We start from the raw sequence: 15,602 nt of genomic DNA, 5'->3' as shown, positions 1-15,602 counted from the left end.
CGGCGGTGGTCGACGCGGATGGCCGAGCCGCAGGCGTCGTGCTCGGCGATCGACGGGCTCGAGATGAGGTCGTAGGGGCGCGACCGGAAGCGGTAGGACTCGGAGGTGAGGGCGCCGACCGGGCAGATCTGGATCGTGTTGCCGGAGAAGTAGGAGTAGAACGGCGCGTTCTCGGCGATGCCGATCTGCTGCATCGCGCCGCGCTCGATGAGCGCGATGAACGGGTCGCCCGGGATCTCGGCGGCGAAGCGGGTGCAGCGCTGGCAGACGATGCAGCGCTCGCGGTCGAGCAGCACCTGCGGGCTGAGGTTGATCGGCTTGGGGAAGGTGCGCTTGACGCCGCCGGCGCCGGACCCGACGAAGCGGGACTCGCCCTGGCCGTTGCTCATCGCCTGGTTCTGCAGCGGGCACTCGCCGCCCTTGTCGCAGACCGGGCAGTCGAGCGGGTGGTTGATGAGCAGGAACTCCATGACGCCCTGCTGCGCCTTGTCGGCGGTCTCGCTGGTGACCTGGGTGCTGACGACCATGCCGGGCGCGACGGGCAGCGTGCACGCGGCCTGCGGCTTGGGGAAGCCGCGGCCGTTGCCGGCGTCGGGGACGTCGACGAGGCACTGCCGGCACGCGCCGACGGGCGCGAGCAGCGGGTGGTCGCAGAACCGCGGGATCTGGACGCCGACCTGCTCGGCGGCACGGATCACCAGGGTGTCCTTGGGCACGTCGACCTGGATGCCGTCGATCGTGACCGAGACCAGCTCGGTGGCCTTCTCGGGGGTGGTCGTCATGCCTGGGCTCCGGTGAGGGACGCGGCCCACGCGGTGGACGCCGTGGGGTCGACGGGGCACCCGCCGTGGGTGAGGTGGGCGAGGTAGTCGTCGCGGAAGTAGCCGATCGAGCTCGAGATCGGGCTGGTCGCCCCGTCACCGAGGGCGCAGAACGAGCGGCCGAGGATGTTGTCGCACTGGTCGAGCAGCAGGTCGAGGTCGGCCTCGCTGCCCTGGCCGCGCTCGAGCGCGGCGAGCGTCTGGACGAGCCACCAGGTGCCCTCGCGGCACGGGGTGCACTTGCCGCAGGACTCGTGCTTGTAGAACTCGGTCCACCGCAGCACGGCCCGCACGACGCAGGTGGTCTCGTCGAAGAGCTGGATGGCGCGCGTGCCGAGCATCGAGCCGACGCCGGCGACACCCTCGAAGTCGAGGGGGACGTCGAGGTGCTCGGCGGTGAGCAGCGGGGTGCTCGAGCCGCCGGGCGTCCAGAACTTCAGCTCGTGGCCGTGCCGCATGCCACCGGCCAGGTCGATCAGCTGGCGCAGCGTGATGCCGAGCGGGGCCTCGTACTGGCCCGGGCGGGTGACGTGGCCCGAGAGGGAGAAGATGCCGAAGCCCTTGGACTTCTCGGTGCCCATCGAGGCGAACCAGGCCGAGCCGTTGCCGATGATGCTCGGCACCGAGGCGATCGACTCGACGTTGTTGATGACTGTCGGGCTGGCGTAGAGGCCGGCGACGGCCGGGAACGGCGGGCGCAGGCGGGGTTGGCCGCGGCGGCCCTCGAGGCCCTCGAGGAGGGCCGTCTCCTCGCCGCAGATGTAGGCGCCGGCGCCGGCGTGGACGACGACGTCGAGGTCGTAGCCGGAGCCGTGGATGTTCTTGCCGAGGTGGCCGGCGGCGTAGGCCTCGGCGACCGCGGCCTGGACCCGGCGGATCACGTGGAGGACCTCGCCGCGGATGTAGATGAAGGCGTGGTTGGCCCGGATGGCGAAGGAGCTGATGATCACGCCCTCGACCAGCGTGTGCGGCGTGGCCATCATGAGCGGGATGTCCTTGCAGGTGCCCGGCTCGGACTCGTCGGCGTTGACGACGAGGTACTTGGGCTTGGGGTTGTCCTGCGGGATGAACGACCACTTCATGCCGGTCGGGAAGCCTGCGCCGCCGCGGCCGCGCAGGCCGGAGTCCTTGACGGCGGTGACGATCTCGTCGGGCGCCATCGCGAGCGCCTTCTGGAGCGCGCCGTAGCCACCGCGCGACTCGTAGGTCTCGAGGGTCCAGGAGCGCTCGGCGTCCCAGTCGTCCGTCAGGACGGGGGTCAGGGTGTCGACCATCAGTCCGCCTCCTTCTTCTCGGCCGCGGTCTCGTCGGTGGGGCTGTCCTGCTCGACCTCGGCGGCCTCGGCGACGTCGTCGTCGGCCTCGGCTGCCGCCTGGTGCTTGTCGCTCCCGCTGTCCGCGTCGGTGGGTACGGCGGGGGCCGCGTCGACCTCGGGGTCGGCCGGTGCGGCCAGGTCGGACTGCTCGGGGTCGGGAGCGGTCCAGCCGCGCTCGCGGGCGATGCCGAGGCCGACCAGCGAGGACGGGCCCGCCGAGGGGCCCTCGCCGGCCAGGCCGTCGGCGAAGCCGGCGAGCACGCGCTCGGCCTCGCGCCAGGTGCACAGGCGCGGGCCGCGGGTGGAGTGGACCTCGGTGCCGGCGCGCAGGTCGTCGACGAGCCGGACGGCCGACTCGGGCGTCTGGTTGTCCATGAACTCCCAGTTGACCATCATCACCGGGGCGTAGTCGCAGGCCGCGTTGCACTCGACGTGCTCGAGCGTGATCTTGCCGTCGTCGGTCGTCTCGTCGTTGCCGACGTCGAGGTGGTCCTTGAGCGTCGCGAAGATCTCGTCGCCGCCCATGACCGCGCAGAGCGTGTTGGTGCAGACGCCGACGTGGTAGTCACCGACGGGCTTGCGCTTGTACATCGTGTAGAACGTCGCGACGCCGCTGACGTCGGCGGGCGAGATCTCGAGGATCTCGGCGCAGGCGGTGATGCCCTCGGGGGTGATGCGGCCCTCGGAGGACTGCACGAGGTGGAGCATCGGCAGCAGGCCCGAGCGCTTCTGCGGGTAGCGGCCGGCGATCTCGACCAGCTCGGCGCGGGTCTCGGTGGAGAGGGTCATCGCCGGGGTCCCCGATCGATTGTCGGGCGGAGGAGCGCACCGGGGGAGGTCGAGGGTCGAGTGGGGTGGGTCATCGGTCGACGCCTCCCATGACGGGGTCGATGGAGGCGATGGCGACGATCACGTCGGCGACCTGGCCGCCCTCGCTCATCACGCTGGTGGCCTGGAGGTTGGTGAACGACGGGTCGCGGAAGTGGGTGCGGAACGGTCGGGTGCCGCCGTCGGAGACGACGTGGGCGCCGAGCTCGCCGCGGGGCGACTCGATCGGCACGTAGGCCTGGCCGGGCGGGACCCGGAAGCCCTCGGTGACGAGCTTGAAGTGGTGGATCAGCGCCTCCATCGACTCCCCCATGATGTGGCGGATGTGGTCGAGGCTGTTGCCCATGCCGTCGCTGCCGATCGACAGCTGGCTGGGCCAGGCGATCTTCTTGTCGGCGACCATCACCGGTGCGCCCTCGAGGCCGGCGAGCCGGTCGGCGGCCTGCTCGATGAGCTTGAGGGACTCCCACATCTCGTTGAGGCGCACCCGGAAGCGGCCGTAGGCGTCGCAGGTGTCCCAGGTCTGGACGTCGAAGTCGTAGTCCTCGTAGCCGCAGTAGGGCTCGGTCTTGCGCAGGTCCCAGGGGTAGCCGGTCGCCCGCAGCGGCGGACCGGTGATGCCGAGGGCCAGGCACCCGTCGAGCTCGAGGTGGCCGACGTCGACCAGGCGGGCCTTGAAGATCGGGTTGGCGTTGCAGAGGGCGGCGTACTCGGGGAGGCGCTTCTTCATCAGGGCGACGAAGCCGCGGATCTCGTCGAGGGCGCCGGGCGGGAGGTCCTGGGCGACGCCGCCGGGGCGGATGAACGCGTGGTTCATGCGCAGGCCCGTGATGAGCTCGACCAGGTCGAGCACGAGCTCGCGCTCGCGGAACCCGATCGTCGTCACGGTGAGAGCACCGATCTCCATGCCGCCGGTGGCGATGCACACCAGGTGGGAGGAGATGCGGTTGAGCTCCATGAGCAGGACCCGCATGACGCTGGCCTTCTCGGGGATCTGGTCCTCGATGTCGAGCAGCCGCTCGACGCCCAGGCAGTAGGTGGCCTCGTTGAAGAACGGCGAGAGGTAGTCCATCCGGGTCACGAACGTCGTGCCCTGGACCCAGGAGCGGAACTCCATGTTCTTCTCGATGCCGGTGTGGAGGTAGCCGATGCCGCAGCGGGCCTCGGTGACCGTCTCGCCCTCGATCTCGAGGATCAGGCGGAGCACCCCGTGGGTCGAGGGGTGCTGCGGGCCCATGTTGACGACGACCCGCTCCTCGACGCCCTCGACGCCGGCGAGGCCCTCGACGATCTCGTCCCAGTCACGGCCGGTGACCGTGAAGACCTTGCCCTCGGTCGTGTCGTTGGCGCCGGCGTAGACATCATCGGTGGTGCTCATCAGTTGTAGCTCCTCCGCTGGTCCGGCGGCGGGATGGTGCCGCCCTTGTACTCGACGGGGATGCCGCCGAGGGGGTAGTCCTTGCGCTGCGGGTGGCCCGGCCAGTCGTCGGGCATGAGGATGCGGGTCAGGGCGGGGTGGCCGTCGAAGACGATGCCGAACATGTCCCAGGTCTCGCGCTCGTGCCAGTCGACCGTGGGGTAGACGTCGGTGATCGACGGGACGTGGGGGTCGGCGTCGGGGACGCTGACCTCGAGGCGGATGCGCCGGTTGTGGGTCATCGAGAGCAGGTGGTAGACCGCGTGCAGCTCGGCGCCCTTGTCGTCGGGGTAGTGCACGCCGCTGACGCCGCTGCAGAGCTCGAAGCGCAGCCGCGGGTCGTCGCGCAGGTGCTGGGCGGTGGCCACGAGGTCCTCGCGCCGGACGTGGAAGGTGATCTCGCCGCGGTGGACGACGACCCGGCCTAGGGAGGTCACGGCCTCGAGGGCGTCGGCGACCTCGTCGTGCCACCCGCCGAAGGGTCGCTGTGCCGCGCCGGGGAAGACGATCGGGGCGACCAGGCCGCCGTAGCCGCTCGTGTCGCCGGACCCGCGCACGCCGAACATGCCCGTGCGGGCGCCGACCGCGCGGACCTCCTCGTCGGTGGTGGCGGGGGTCTTGCCGTCGGGACCGTCGGACGACTGGTCGGGGCCGGTGGTCTTGTCCTCCGCGGCCATCAGCGCATCAGGCCCTTGAGCTGGACGCTCGGCAGCGCCTCGAGGGCGGCGACCTCGCGCTGCTCGATCTGATCGAGGCGGTTGGCGCCGAGCTTCATGTGCTGGACCTGGTCGTGGAGCTTGAGGATCGCGTCGATGAGCATCTCGGGCCGCGGCGGGCAGCCGGGGAGGTACATGTCGACGGGGACGACGTGGTCGACGCCCTGGACGATCGCGTAGTTGTTGAACATGCCGCCGCTGCTGGCGCAGACGCCCATCGCCAGGACCCACTTGGGCTCGGGCATCTGGTCGTAGATCTGGCGCAGGACGGGCGCCATCTTCTGGCTCACCCGGCCGGCCACGATCATCAGGTCGGCCTGGCGCGGGCTGGCGCGGAAGACCTCCATGCCGAAGCGCGCCAGGTCGTACTTGGGCCCGCCGCTGGTCATCATCTCGATGGCGCAGCAGGCGAGGCCGAACGTCGCCGGCCAGAAGCTGGCCTTGCGCATGTAGCCGGCGAGCCCCTCGATGCTGGTGAGCAGCACCCCGCTCGGCAGCTTCTCCTCGATACCCATGACTGGTTCCTCCCGCTCGGTCCCGCTCAGTCCCAGTCGAGTCCGCCGCGACGCCAGACATAGGCGTAGGCGACGAAGACGGTGGCGATGAAGATGACCATCTCGACCAGCCCGAAGACGGCCATGGCGTCGAAGTGCACGGCCCAGGGGTAGAGGAAGATGATCTCGATGTCGAAGACGATGAAGAGCATCGCGATGATGTAGTACTTCACCGGGAACCGGCCGCCGCCCACCGGCTGCGGCGTCGGCTCGATGCCGCACTCGTAGGAGTCGAGCTTGGCGCGGTTGTAGCGCTTGGGCCCGATCACGAAGGCGCTGGTGGCGATGGAGCCGACGGCGAAGACCGCCGCGAGGGCCGCCAGGACGAGGACGGGTGTGTAGAGGTCCATCTGGCTCTTCCCTTCCGACGACGGCGCACGCTCGGATGTGATTCTTGTGACTTTGTGAAACGAATCACGAGGCGCGCTCGCGGCTCATACTGCCACTCCGAGCGGTCCACGTCACACCGGGGTGCCGAGGGCAAAACTGGCTCTGACCTGCGGATTTAGACCACGCGACCGTTGCCTAATTGCTCCGGTGCAGGTCACGGGTCGATCCGACGGCCGAGGGCCCTGACCAGGAGCCCCTCGTTCCCTTAGGGTGCGTGCGACGCGTCCTCGCGGCGCACCCCCTGGTTCACGAGCATCGGAGGCCCATGGCGACCCTCACCGCTGACAAGAAGGTCCTGCACGCCGACCTCACCGGCGACAGCGTGCGCGCCGCGCAGGGCGCGATGGTCGCCTACACGGGCAACGTCGCCTTCAAGCACGCCGGCATGGGCGGCGGCGGGGGCTTCCGGGCCGCCGTGCGCCAGCGCGTGGCGGGTGAGTCGATCACGCTGATGGAGTGCCAGGGCCAGGGCCGGGTCTATCTCGCCAAGGACGCCCTCGACGTCACCGTCGTGATGCTCGACAACGACAAGCTGACCGTCGAGTCCGAGCACATCCTGGCGGTCACCGACGGGCTCAAGCTCGACGTCCAGTTCGCCGGGCTGCGCGGCATGACCTCGGGGCAGGGCCTGGCGACGACGTCGGTCAGCGGCTCGGGGCAGTGCGCGATCATGTCCGACGGCCCGATGATCCCGCTGGCCGTGACGCCGGGGATGCCGCTGGTGGTCGACCCCGACGCCTACGTCGCCGGGGCCGGGCAGATGCAGATGTCGCTCGTGTCGGGGGTGACCTGGCGCAGCCTCGTCGGCGAGGGCGGCGGCGAACCGTTCAGCCTGCGCTTCGAGGGCCAGGGCACCGTCTACATCCAGCCCGCGGAGAGGTGAGACAGCCGTGCCCAACTCCACGTTCGAGCAGGTCAACAAGAAGGTCGTCCGCACCGACGTCTCCCCCGGCGGCGAGGTCATCGCCCGGCGCGGCGCGATGCTCGGCTACTCCGGGGGCCTCACCTTCCGACCGATCAGCGGCGCCGGCGGCGTCGGCGGGATGGTCGGCCGGGCCATGCAGGGCGAGTCCGTCGCCATGATGGTCGCCGAGGGCCAGGGCAACGCGTTCTACGGCTTCCGCGGGCTCTACGTCACGCTCGTCCAGCTCGCCAACGAGACCCTCACCGTCGAGGCCGACCGGCTCCTCGCCCACCACGCCAACCTGTCGACGTCGGTCGAGATGATCGGCTCCGGCGGCATCCGCCAGGCCGTGCGCGGCGCGATGTCCGGCCAGGGCCTGTTCACGACCAAGGTCAGCGGCACCGGGTCCGTCGCGCTCCTGTCGCACGGCGGCACGTTCGAGATCCCGGTCGACGGCAGCGGCATGGTCGGCGTCGACCCCCAGGCCTACGTCGGCCACGTCGGCGCCCTGCAGATCGACTTCAAGGTCAGCGCCGGCATCCGCGACGTCGTCGGCCGCGGCTCCGGCGAGGCGACCCAGCTGCACTGCACCGGACACGGACGCGTCTACATCCAGGCCTCGGAGGAGAAGTTCTGATGATCAACGTTCCCGGCGGCTCCACCGTCTACGACGCCCAGACCCTGCCGTCCAACGACAACGTCAACAGCTACTCCTTCTGCATCGACCTCAACGGCGAGTGGTTCACCGCCGCGGGCGCGATGATCGCCTACTACGGCAACGTCGAGTTCTCCGGCGTGGCCGCGTTCGCCTCACGGGCGGCGTGGGTCGCGTCGCGGTTCTCCTCGCCGCTCTACACGCAGGACTGGGTGGTCGCCGCGGGCCAGGGCAAGCTCGTCATCGGCGACCGCGGCAACGACATCAACTCCTACGACCTCGAGGTCGGCAACCTCACCATCAAGGCCAAGAACCTGCTGGCCTTCGAGACCGGCCTCGAGCTCAAGCAGTCGATCGTCCCCGGCTTCCTCACCCTGATCGGCACCGGCAAGTTCCTGGCCTCGTCGGTCGGCCCGGTGATCTTTGTCGAGCCGCCGTTCCGTGCCGACCCCGACGCCCTGCTCGGCTGGGCCGACTGCCCGTCGCCCTCGGTCCACTACGACCACAACTGGATGGCCCAGTCGTTCATGGCCGGCATCCAGGGCATGTTCGGCCGCGAGTCGGGCGAGGAGCGCCAGTACGACTTCACCGGCGCCGGCACCATCCTCATGCAGTCCTCCGAGCTCCTCCGCGCCGACTCGGCCCTGCTGCGCCTGGTCGAGTCGCAGACCAACCTCCTCGACGCCAACTCCGCCGGAGCCCTGGGCCACAAGCTCATCGCACGTTCTCAGCAGCAATGACCCGGACGGTGCCCGAGGCACGAGGGCACCGTCCGACAGGTCAGCAGGTTGAGCGAGCACGGCCCGCACGGAGCTTGCTCCGGGCGGGCCGAGCGCAGTCGAAACCACCGCAGCCGGCACGGCTCCTCCACCCCGCCGCCGGTTGAGAGACCGGCTGCGGTGGCTTCGAGGCTCGGCCGTGGCCGGCCTCGCACCTCAGCCGACGTGGGGCCAGGTCGAGAGACCGGCTGCGGTGGCTTCGAGGCTCGGCCGTGGCCGGCCTCGCACCTCAGCCGACGTGGGGCCAGATTGAGAGACCGGCTGCGGTGGCTTTCAGGCTCGACCGTGGCCGGCCTCGCACCTCAGCCGACGTGGGTCAGGCGTGAGCCCGGTGCAGGGCGACGATGCCGCCGGAGAGGTTGCGCCACTCGGGTGAGGTCCAGCCGGCCTCGGCGACGAGGGCGGCGAGGCCGGCCTGGTCGGGCCAGGCGCGGATGGACTCGGCGAGGTAGACGTAGGCGTCGGGGGCCGAGGAGACCGCGCGGGCGACCGGGGGCAGGGCCTTCATGAGGTACTCGACGTAGACGGTGCGGAACGGCGCCCACGTGGGGTGGCTGAACTCGCAGACGACGAGGCGGCCGCCGGGCTTGGTGACGCGGCGCATCTCGCGCAGGCCGGCGAGCGGGTCGACGATGTTGCGCAGCCCGAACGAGATCGTCACGGCGTCGAAGGTCGCGTCGGCGAAGGGCAGCTGGGTGCCGTCGCCGGCGGTGAAGGGCAGGTGGGGGCGGGCCTTCTTGCCGACCTGGAGCATGCCGAGCGAGAAGTCGCAGGGCACGACCCGGGCGCCCCGCTCGTCGAACGGCTCGCTCGAAGTGCCGGTGCCGGCGGCGAGGTCGAGCACGCGCTCGCCGTACTGCGGGTCGACCGCGTCGATGACCTCGCGGCGCCAGCGCCGGTCCTGGCCGAGCGAGAGCACGTCGTTGGTGAGGTCGTAGCGCTTCGCGACCCCGTCGAACATCCGTCGTACGTCGGTCGGGTGCTTGTCGAGATCGGCGCGGGCCACGGACCCGAGCGTAGGTCGCGGGCTTCCGTCGCAACCAAACGGCCCTGCCTCGCGTCTCCCAGGTGTAGGAGCCAGGAGAATCTCTTCAGGCTCACCAGCCCCTCTAGCAACAGGAAGACACCTCATGACCACCGTCCGCCGCCTCCTCCTCGTCCTCGTCGTGGGGACGCTCGTCGCGCTCGCCGCCTTCGGGGTCTCCTGGTCCCAGAACGGGACCAGCGACGAGCCCACCGCGGCAGGCACCGCTCGCGAGACCGCCGACCCGACCGACGACGCGACCAGCGAGCCGGCCCCGTCCGAGACCGCCGAGCCGACGACCCCCACTCCCACCCCGGAGCCCCCGCCGACCCCCAAGCCCACCCCGACGCCCGAGCCGGAGCCCGAGCTGGTCCCCGGCCCGGCGCTGCTCGCCCCCGGCGACGAGGGCGACGACGTCCGCCGGCTCCAGGCCCGGCTGCGCCAGATCGACTGGTTCAACCAGGACGTCACCGGCAGCTACGGCGACGTGACCCGGGCCGCGGTCGAGGGCTTCCAGGCCAAGCGCGAGATCCCGGTGACCGGTGAGGTCGACCAGCGCACGATGGACCGCCTCACCGCCATGACCTCGGAGCCGTCCGCGGCCGAGCTCGCCAACCAGCTCGGCGGCAACACCCCCGGCGCCCTCGACCCGCAGTGCCAGACGGGACGCGTGCTCTGCGTCGACAAGTCCTCGCAGACGCTGCGCTGGGTCGTCGACGGCCAGGTCCAGCTGACGGTCGACGTCCGCTTCGGCTCCGACGAGCTGCCGACCCGCGAGGGGACGTTCTCGGTCTTCCAGAAGAGCCGCGACCACGTCTCGTCGCTCTATGACACCTCGATGCCGTTCGCGATGTTCTTCTCCGGCGGCCAGGCCGTGCACTACTCCCCCGACTTCGCCGCCAACGGCTACAACGGGGCCTCGCACGGCTGCGTCAACGTCCGCGACTACGACGCGGTGGCCAGCCTGTTCGACCAGGTCGAGGTGGGCGACAAGGTGATCGTCTACCGCTCCTGACCTGCTCCCCCACGAGGCACTACTGGCCGGCCAGGTCCTTCAGCACGCCGACGGCGTCGACGAGCGGGAGGCCCTGGGCGGTCAGCTCGTAGGTGCGCTCGCCGGCCCCGAGCTGGCAGCGGATCGCCTGCGGGTCCTGGGCGGGGTCGATCGCCTGACCGGCGGGGACCTCCTCGCCCCAGTTGAGCGAGCAGGTCGCCCCCTCGACCTCGACCAGCTCGGACGCCGCCCGGGCGACGCCCAGCACCTCGGGGTCGATCGGCAGGGCGTCGGGCGTGAACAGCCCCGGCGCCTTGTCGAGGGCCGTCATCTGGGCGATCGCGCTGCCGTCCTCGGCGGCATAGACCCGGAACGCACCGGGCACGCCGAACACCTGCTCGAGACCGTCGGCGATCGAGCCCTCCTGCTTCTTGAGCGCCTCGAGGTCGCCGAACTGCTGGGCGAGCTGGTCGGGCAGGTTGCCGAGGTCGACGGCGACCAGGCCCGAGGAGAGCTTGTCGGGCAGGTCGATCGGGCCCTGGGCGGGCGCCGAGGCGCTCTCGCTGGGGGTGCCGGCCGCCGGCTCCGGGTCGTCGCCCAGGTCGGGCACGACCACGGTGAAGACGAACAGACCGCCCAGCAGGACGACGCCCAGGACGACGTTGATGACGGTGGCCTTGGGGTTGTCACGCATGGGTTCCATCCTCGCAGCCGCCTGGGCACCCGCCCGGGGCGGCCCCGCGAGCCCGCTGGGTACCCTCGCAGGGTGACCCAGCGTGCCCCGGCGGACGAGCCTGCCGCGTCGCTCGTCGTGCGCACCACCGCCCTCGACGCCGACCGGCTCGCCGCGCTGGTCGAGCTGCTGCCCGCCACCGCGCCCGTCGCCTGGCTGCGTCGCGGCGAGGGCCTCGTCGGGTGGGGCGTCGCCACCGAGGTCCGTACGGCGGGCCCGACGCGCTTCGCCGACGCCGACGCCTGGTGGTCAGGGACCGTGGCCCGGGCGGTCGTCCGTGACGACGTCGCCGAGCCCGGCAGCGGCCTCGTCTGCTTCGGCACCCTCGCCTTCGCCGACGAGCCCGGTGACTCCAGCCTCGTCGTCCCCGAGGTGGTCGTCGGCCGCCGCGGCGACGTCGCCTGGGTGACGACGATCTCCGCCGGCGGCCTCGCCCCCGCCGCCTCGCCGCCCGAGCCGACCGACGCCCCGCCGGCGCCGGTCAACCTCCGCTTCTCCGACGGCCACCGCAACGGCGACGAGTGGATGTCGGTCGTCGCCGACGCCGTCGCGCGCATCAACGCCGGCGGCCTCGAGAAGGTCGTCCTCGCCCGTGACCTGGTCGCCACCGCCGACGAGGACGTCGACGTCCGCTGGCCGCTGCGCCGCCTGGCCGCCTCCTACCCGACGTGCTGGACCTTCCACGTCGACGGCTTCTTCGGCGCCACCCCCGAGCTGCTGGTGCGCCGCGAGCGCGGTCTGGTGACCTCCCGGGTCCTGGCCGGCACCATCCGGCGCACGGGTGACGACGCGCGCGACCTGATGCTCGCCGCCACCCTCGCCCGGTCCTCGAAGGACCTCGAGGAGCACGAGTACGCCGTCCGCTCGGTCGCCGTCTCCTTCGCGCCGCACTGCTCGTCGATGAACGTGCCCGAGGCGCCGTTCGTGCTCCACCTGCCCAACGTCATGCACCTGGCCACCGACGTGACCGGCGTCGTCCACGACGCCGAGACGGTCTCGTCGCTCGCGCTGGCCGCGTCGCTGCACCCCTCGGCCGCGGTCGGCGGCCACCCCACCGACCTCGCCGTCGCCCTGATCACCGAGATCGAGGGCATGCCGCGCGGGCGCTACGCCGGCCCCGTCGGCTGGATGGACGCCACCGGTGACGGTGAGTGGGGCATCGGGCTGCGCTCGGGCGTCGTGTCCGGCTCGACGGTCCGGCTGTTCGCCGGCTGCGGCATCGTCGGCGACTCCCAGCCCGAGTCCGAGCTCGCCGAGGCGGGCGCGAAGTTCGTGCCCGTGCGTGACGCCCTCGAGGCCTAGGAGCGTCAGTCCAGGTCGGCGCCGTCGGCGAGTCGGGTGAACCGCATCCCGTCCTTCAGCGCGAGGTTGTCCATGTGGGTCTCGACCATGGCGAGCCCGACGTCGCTGTAGACGCGGTCGTGGATGGCGAGCGACCGCGGGGCACCGACCTCGCGGACGAAGTCGATCGCCTCGCCCACCTTGAGCCACGGTGCCGACACCGGCGCGAGCAGCAGGTCGATCCGCTCGCCGGGCGCGGTGAGCGAGTCGCCCGGGTGGTAGACGAGCTCGGAGCCCAGCGTCAGCAGGTAGCCCGAGTTGTCGAAGCGCGGGTAGTCGGGATGGATGACGGCGTGCTTCTCGCCGACGACCCGGATCGGTACGCCGACGTCGAGGACGTCACCGGGCGCGACGACGTGCAGCCGATCGGCGAGGTCGGGCGCCTCGTCGCGGATGACGTCGGCGACGGCGCCGATGGTGTGGATCTCGGCGGTCGTGGCGCGCAGGTGGCCGGCGTCGTAGTGGTCGGCGTGCTGGTGGGTGATCAGCACGACGTCGGCGCCCTCGACCGCCTCGCGCTCGGTGAACGAGCCGGGGTCGAGGACGATCCGGACGCCGGCGTGCTCCACCCGGACGCAGGCGTGGCCGAACTTGGTGATCCTCATGGTCACCAACCTACTGAGTCAGGGCCGGGCGTCCCGGGCCGCGAGGTCGGCGTACTTGTCGATCCGGGCGGCCCGCGTCTCGGCCTTCCTGGCCGTGACCAGCTGGGTCAGCACCTGCTTGCGCACCGACGGCGGCCAGGCGTCCCAGTGCTGCCGTGCGTCGGGGCGGGAGCCGAGCGCCACGGCCAGGTCGGCGGGCACGACGAGGTCCTCGACGTCGTCGAGCAGGGTCCAGGCGCCGTTGGCGTGCGCGGTGTCGAGGGCCGCCTGCCCCGCGGGCTGCATGCGCCCCTCGGCGAGGAGGCGCTCGACGCGCACCTTGTTGGGTCGCGACCAGCCGCTGGTGGCCCGGCGCGGCGCGAACCACATCCGCGACCGCTCCGCGTCGATCGTCCCGGCGGTGCTGTCGATCCACCCCCAGCAGAGCGCCTCGCAGACCGACTCCTCGTAGCCGATGACCGGCCGCCCGGTCGCCGTCCTCCACGACGCGACCCAGACGCCGGCGCCCCGGGCGTGGTGGACGGCGAGCCAGGCGCGCCACTCCTCGAGCGTCTCGGGGTGGACCAGCGGCCGGCCGTCGTGGCCGGCCGACTCCGCGACCACGTCCTCCATCGGGTCTCCCACGGAGGCAACCTACGACGCGGACGCCGCCCCGCGCAGCCCTGCCACGTCTCGGGCGGCCCCGACCAGGAACCCGTCCTCGCTGCGCACGGGCCGGTCGACCACGTCGGCCACGACGCAGGTGACGTTGTCGCGACCGCCGTCGTCGAGCGCGGCCGTCACCAGCAGGTTGACGGCCTCGGCGGGCGCCGGGGCGCCCGCGAGCAGCCGGGCGATCGTGCGGTCGTCGACCTCGTCGGAGAGCCCGTCGCTGGCGAGCAGGACGCGGTCACCCACGACGAGCTCGAGGTGGCCGAGGTCGGGAAGCCCGTGGCCCTCGGCGGGGTCCTCCGCACCGAGCCACCTCATCAGCCGGTGCCGGTACGGCGAGCGCGCGGCCTGGTCCTCGGTGAGGTGCCCCGCGTCGACCATCGCGCGGCCCCAGGAGTGGTCGACGGTCAGGCGGTGCAGCCGCTCGCCGCGGAGCAGGTAGGCCCGCGAGTCGCCGAGGTGCACCAGGCCGCACCGCACGCCGTCGGTGCGCAGCGCCGTGAGGGTGGTGCCGAGACCGGTCGCGCCGGGGTCGGCGGCGACGTGGGAGCGGAGGGCCGCCGCGGCGCGGTCGACCACCGTGCCCAGCAGGGCGGCCGGGTCGAGGTCGGGAGCGCGGGCCGCGAGCTCGGCCGCCAGGGTGGCGACGGTCGTCGACGCGACCTCACCGGCCGCCGCACCGCCGACGCCGTCGGCGACCACCAGGAGCGAGGAGCCGGCGTACCCGGAGTCCTCGTTGCCCGGACGGCGCCACCCGGGGTGGCTGTGCCCTGCGGCCCGGAACTGCATCATGGTCTCGACGATGCTCCGGGATCCGAGGAGCGGTCTGAGCGCCTTCTATGATCTGGCTGTGTCCTCTCCCCGGCTCGCGACGCCCGACGACGCCGAGCGGCTCGTCGACCTCCACCACGCCTGCTGGCGCGAGGCCTATACCGGGCTGCTGAGCGACGAGACGATCGAGGGCGTCTTCGCCGACCGTCCGGCGGCGGTCGCCGGGCGTCGGGAGCGGCTGGCCGACCGGACGCGGCCGACCTGGATCACCGAGGTCGACGGCGAGCCGGTCGGGTTCGCGACGGCCGGCCCGGCGCGGTACGACGACGCCCCGGTCCCGCTCGAGCTCTATGCCATCTATGCCCGGGCGTCGGTGTGGGGCACCGGGATCGGGCACGCGCTGCTGGCGGCGTCGGTCGGCGAGCGGGCGGCCTACCTCTGGGTGCTCGACGGCAACGACCGCGCGACCGGGTTCTACCGCCGGCACGGGTTCGAGCTCGACGGCGCGACCGAGGACCATCCGGAGGGGCTGCACCTGCGCATGGTGCGGTCCGAGCGAGCACACTGAGTCCGTGCTCGCCCTCACTGGATCCACCGGAGCCCTCGGCGGCCTCGTCGCCCCCGCCCTCGTCGACCTGCGGCCCCGGCTGCTCGTCCGCGACCCCGCGCGGGCACCGCAGCTCGGGCTCGACGTCATGACCGCGACCTACGCCGACGGCACCGCGTGCACCGCGGCCCTCGAGGGCGTCGAGGTGCTGTTCATGGTGTCGGCGGCCGAGTCGGAGCACCGGCGGCGCGAGCACCGCACCTTCATCGAGGCAGCGGTGCGGGCCGGGGTGCGGCACGTCGTCTACACGTCGTTCTCGGGGGCGTCGCCCGACTCGACCTTCACCCTCGGCCGCGACCACCACGACGCCGAGCTCGCCCTGCACGAGGCCCGCGAGGAGAGCGGGCTGGCGTTCACGGTGCTGCGCGACAACTTCTACCTCGACATCCTCCCGGCGTTCGCCGGCGAGGACGGCGCCCTGCGCGGGCCCGCCGGCGACGGCGCGGTCGCCGCGGTCGCCCGGGCCGACGTCGCGGACGTCGCCGTGGCGGTGCTGC

19 protein-coding genes are annotated in these 15,602 nt (G+C 72.0%); 7 read left to right on the top strand and 12 right to left on the bottom strand.

Annotated elements, in window-relative coordinates:
- From Q7T52_RS14825 to Q7T52_RS14795, 7 genes are all read right to left on the bottom strand, one after another.
- Window positions 1–782, bottom strand: a 782-nt coding sequence (locus Q7T52_RS14825; RefSeq protein WP_304803801.1) for a 2Fe-2S iron-sulfur cluster-binding protein, incomplete at its 3' end; no start/stop codon positions are given.
- Window positions 779–2,095, bottom strand: a complete 1,317-nt coding sequence (nuoF, locus tag Q7T52_RS14820; RefSeq protein ID WP_304803799.1) for an NADH-quinone oxidoreductase subunit NuoF — start codon at window positions 2,093–2,095, stop codon at window positions 779–781. The genes nuoF and Q7T52_RS14825, both read right to left, overlap by 4 nt.
- Window positions 2,095–2,925, bottom strand: a complete 831-nt coding sequence (gene nuoE / locus Q7T52_RS14815; RefSeq protein ID WP_304803797.1) for an NADH-quinone oxidoreductase subunit NuoE — start codon at window positions 2,923–2,925, stop codon at window positions 2,095–2,097. Before nuoE ends, nuoF begins: the two co-directional genes overlap by 1 nt.
- A gap of 70 nt (window positions 2,926–2,995) precedes the next feature.
- Window positions 2,996–4,342 carry an NADH-quinone oxidoreductase subunit D gene (locus Q7T52_RS14810; RefSeq protein WP_304803794.1) on the bottom strand — a complete coding sequence of 449 codons (1,347 nt, stop codon included), beginning with the start codon at window positions 4,340–4,342 and terminating at the stop codon, window positions 2,996–2,998.
- On the bottom strand, window positions 4,342–5,058 hold the full coding sequence (locus tag Q7T52_RS14805; protein WP_304803792.1) for an NADH-quinone oxidoreductase subunit C: 717 nt from the start codon (window positions 5,056–5,058) through the stop codon (window positions 4,342–4,344). The genes Q7T52_RS14810 and Q7T52_RS14805 overlap by 1 nt, the downstream gene beginning before the upstream one ends.
- Entirely contained in the window at window positions 5,058–5,612 is a 555-nt protein-coding gene (locus tag Q7T52_RS14800) for an NADH-quinone oxidoreductase subunit B family protein (RefSeq protein ID WP_304803790.1), read from the bottom strand. The genes Q7T52_RS14805 and Q7T52_RS14800 overlap by 1 nt, the downstream gene beginning before the upstream one ends.
- A 26-nt stretch (window positions 5,613–5,638) precedes the next feature.
- Window positions 5,639–6,001 carry an NADH-quinone oxidoreductase subunit A gene (locus Q7T52_RS14795; RefSeq protein ID WP_304803787.1) on the bottom strand — a complete coding sequence of 121 codons (363 nt, stop codon included), beginning with the start codon at window positions 5,999–6,001 and terminating at the stop codon, window positions 5,639–5,641.
- Window positions 6,002–6,306: 305 nt separating this feature from the next.
- Between Q7T52_RS14795 and Q7T52_RS14790 the strand changes: the two genes are divergently transcribed.
- The 3 genes from Q7T52_RS14790 to Q7T52_RS14780 are packed head-to-tail and all read left to right on the top strand — an operon-like array spanning window position 6,307 to window position 8,340.
- A complete protein-coding gene (locus Q7T52_RS14790; protein WP_304803785.1) occupies window positions 6,307–6,924 on the top strand; it encodes an AIM24 family protein in 618 nt (205 codons plus the stop codon).
- Between the two features lie 7 nt (window positions 6,925–6,931).
- Window positions 6,932–7,582: an AIM24 family protein gene (locus Q7T52_RS14785; protein WP_304803783.1), complete on the top strand. Its 651-nt coding sequence runs from the start codon at window positions 6,932–6,934 to the stop codon at window positions 7,580–7,582.
- Window positions 7,582–8,340 (top strand): AIM24 family protein, encoded by a 759-nt coding sequence (locus Q7T52_RS14780; protein WP_304803781.1) that lies wholly within the window; start codon window positions 7,582–7,584, stop codon window positions 8,338–8,340. Before Q7T52_RS14785 ends, Q7T52_RS14780 begins: the two co-directional genes overlap by 1 nt.
- Window positions 8,341–8,695: 355 nt before the next feature.
- Here Q7T52_RS14780 and Q7T52_RS14775 read toward each other — a convergent pair whose 3' ends face one another.
- On the bottom strand, window positions 8,696–9,385 hold the full coding sequence (locus tag Q7T52_RS14775) for a demethylmenaquinone methyltransferase (protein ID WP_304803780.1): 690 nt from the start codon (window positions 9,383–9,385) through the stop codon (window positions 8,696–8,698).
- A 124-nt stretch (window positions 9,386–9,509) separates the two neighbouring features.
- On the opposite strand from Q7T52_RS14775, the gene Q7T52_RS14770 reads away from it, so the two are divergent.
- Window positions 9,510–10,418 carry a L,D-transpeptidase family protein gene (locus tag Q7T52_RS14770; RefSeq protein ID WP_304803778.1) on the top strand — a complete coding sequence of 303 codons (909 nt, stop codon included), beginning with the start codon at window positions 9,510–9,512 and terminating at the stop codon, window positions 10,416–10,418.
- Between the two features lie 19 nt (window positions 10,419–10,437).
- Here Q7T52_RS14770 and Q7T52_RS14765 read toward each other — a convergent pair whose 3' ends face one another.
- Window positions 10,438–11,091: a hypothetical protein gene (locus Q7T52_RS14765; protein WP_304803776.1), complete on the bottom strand. Its 654-nt coding sequence runs from the start codon at window positions 11,089–11,091 to the stop codon at window positions 10,438–10,440.
- Between the two features lie 72 nt (window positions 11,092–11,163).
- On the opposite strand from Q7T52_RS14765, the gene Q7T52_RS14760 reads away from it, so the two are divergent.
- Window positions 11,164–12,432, top strand: coding sequence for an isochorismate synthase MenF (locus Q7T52_RS14760; RefSeq protein ID WP_304803774.1), 1,269 nt, complete (start codon window positions 11,164–11,166; stop codon window positions 12,430–12,432).
- Window positions 12,433–12,437: 5 nt separating this feature from the next.
- On the opposite strand, the gene Q7T52_RS14755 is transcribed toward Q7T52_RS14760, so the two are convergent.
- Genes Q7T52_RS14755 through Q7T52_RS14745 form a run of 3 tightly spaced genes read right to left on the bottom strand, consistent with a single transcriptional unit; the run spans window position 12,438 to window position 14,519 of the window.
- Window positions 12,438–13,076: an MBL fold metallo-hydrolase gene (locus tag Q7T52_RS14755; RefSeq protein ID WP_304803772.1), complete on the bottom strand. Its 639-nt coding sequence runs from the start codon at window positions 13,074–13,076 to the stop codon at window positions 12,438–12,440.
- Window positions 13,077–13,094: 18 nt separating this feature from the next.
- The gene (locus tag Q7T52_RS14750) at window positions 13,095–13,700 is read right to left on the bottom strand and encodes a YdeI family protein (RefSeq protein ID WP_304803770.1); all 606 of its coding nucleotides are present in this window, start codon (window positions 13,698–13,700) and stop codon (window positions 13,095–13,097) included.
- Between the two features lie 9 nt (window positions 13,701–13,709).
- The gene (locus tag Q7T52_RS14745; protein WP_304803768.1) at window positions 13,710–14,519 is read right to left on the bottom strand and encodes a PP2C family serine/threonine-protein phosphatase; all 810 of its coding nucleotides are present in this window, start codon (window positions 14,517–14,519) and stop codon (window positions 13,710–13,712) included.
- A gap of 58 nt (window positions 14,520–14,577) precedes the next feature.
- On the opposite strand from Q7T52_RS14745, the gene Q7T52_RS14740 reads away from it, so the two are divergent.
- The gene (locus tag Q7T52_RS14740; protein WP_304803767.1) at window positions 14,578–15,066 is read left to right on the top strand and encodes a GNAT family N-acetyltransferase; all 489 of its coding nucleotides are present in this window, start codon (window positions 14,578–14,580) and stop codon (window positions 15,064–15,066) included.
- 4 nt (window positions 15,067–15,070) lie between these two features.
- The coding region (locus Q7T52_RS14735; RefSeq protein WP_304803765.1) for an NAD(P)H-binding protein at window positions 15,071–15,602 on the top strand (532 nt) is incomplete at its 3' end.

The sequence above is a fragment of the Nocardioides sp. genome, from assembly GCF_030655615.1.
In the GTDB taxonomy this organism is placed as follows: Bacteria; Actinomycetota; Actinomycetes; order Propionibacteriales; family Nocardioidaceae; genus Nocardioides.
This window is presented reverse-complemented; position numbering and strand designations above follow the sequence as displayed.

What these genes read in the sequence shown, in the direction of transcription:
- nuoF (WP_304803799.1), bottom strand. Translation starts at nt 2,095, where the DNA reads ATGGTCGACACCCTGACCCCCGTCCTGACGGACGACTGGGACGCCGAG.
- nuoE (WP_304803797.1), bottom strand. Translation starts at nt 2,925, where the DNA reads ATGACCCTCTCCACCGAGACCCGCGCCGAGCTGGTCGAGATCGCCGGC.
- Q7T52_RS14790 (WP_304803785.1), top strand. Translation starts at nt 6,307, where the DNA reads ATGGCGACCCTCACCGCTGACAAGAAGGTCCTGCACGCCGACCTCACC.
- Q7T52_RS14810 (WP_304803794.1), bottom strand. Translation starts at nt 4,342, where the DNA reads ATGAGCACCACCGATGATGTCTACGCCGGCGCCAACGACACGACCGAG.
- Q7T52_RS14800 (WP_304803790.1), bottom strand. Translation starts at nt 5,612, where the DNA reads ATGGGTATCGAGGAGAAGCTGCCGAGCGGGGTGCTGCTCACCAGCATC.
- Q7T52_RS14765 (WP_304803776.1), bottom strand. Translation starts at nt 11,091, where the DNA reads ATGCGTGACAACCCCAAGGCCACCGTCATCAACGTCGTCCTGGGCGTC.
- Q7T52_RS14805 (WP_304803792.1), bottom strand. Translation starts at nt 5,058, where the DNA reads ATGGCCGCGGAGGACAAGACCACCGGCCCCGACCAGTCGTCCGACGGT.
- Q7T52_RS14770 (WP_304803778.1), top strand. Translation starts at nt 9,510, where the DNA reads ATGACCACCGTCCGCCGCCTCCTCCTCGTCCTCGTCGTGGGGACGCTC.
- Q7T52_RS14780 (WP_304803781.1), top strand. Translation starts at nt 7,582, where the DNA reads ATGATCAACGTTCCCGGCGGCTCCACCGTCTACGACGCCCAGACCCTG.
- Q7T52_RS14745 (WP_304803768.1), bottom strand. Translation starts at nt 14,519, where the DNA reads ATGATGCAGTTCCGGGCCGCAGGGCACAGCCACCCCGGGTGGCGCCGT.
- Q7T52_RS14755 (WP_304803772.1), bottom strand. Translation starts at nt 13,076, where the DNA reads ATGAGGATCACCAAGTTCGGCCACGCCTGCGTCCGGGTGGAGCACGCC.
- Q7T52_RS14795 (WP_304803787.1), bottom strand. Translation starts at nt 6,001, where the DNA reads ATGGACCTCTACACACCCGTCCTCGTCCTGGCGGCCCTCGCGGCGGTC.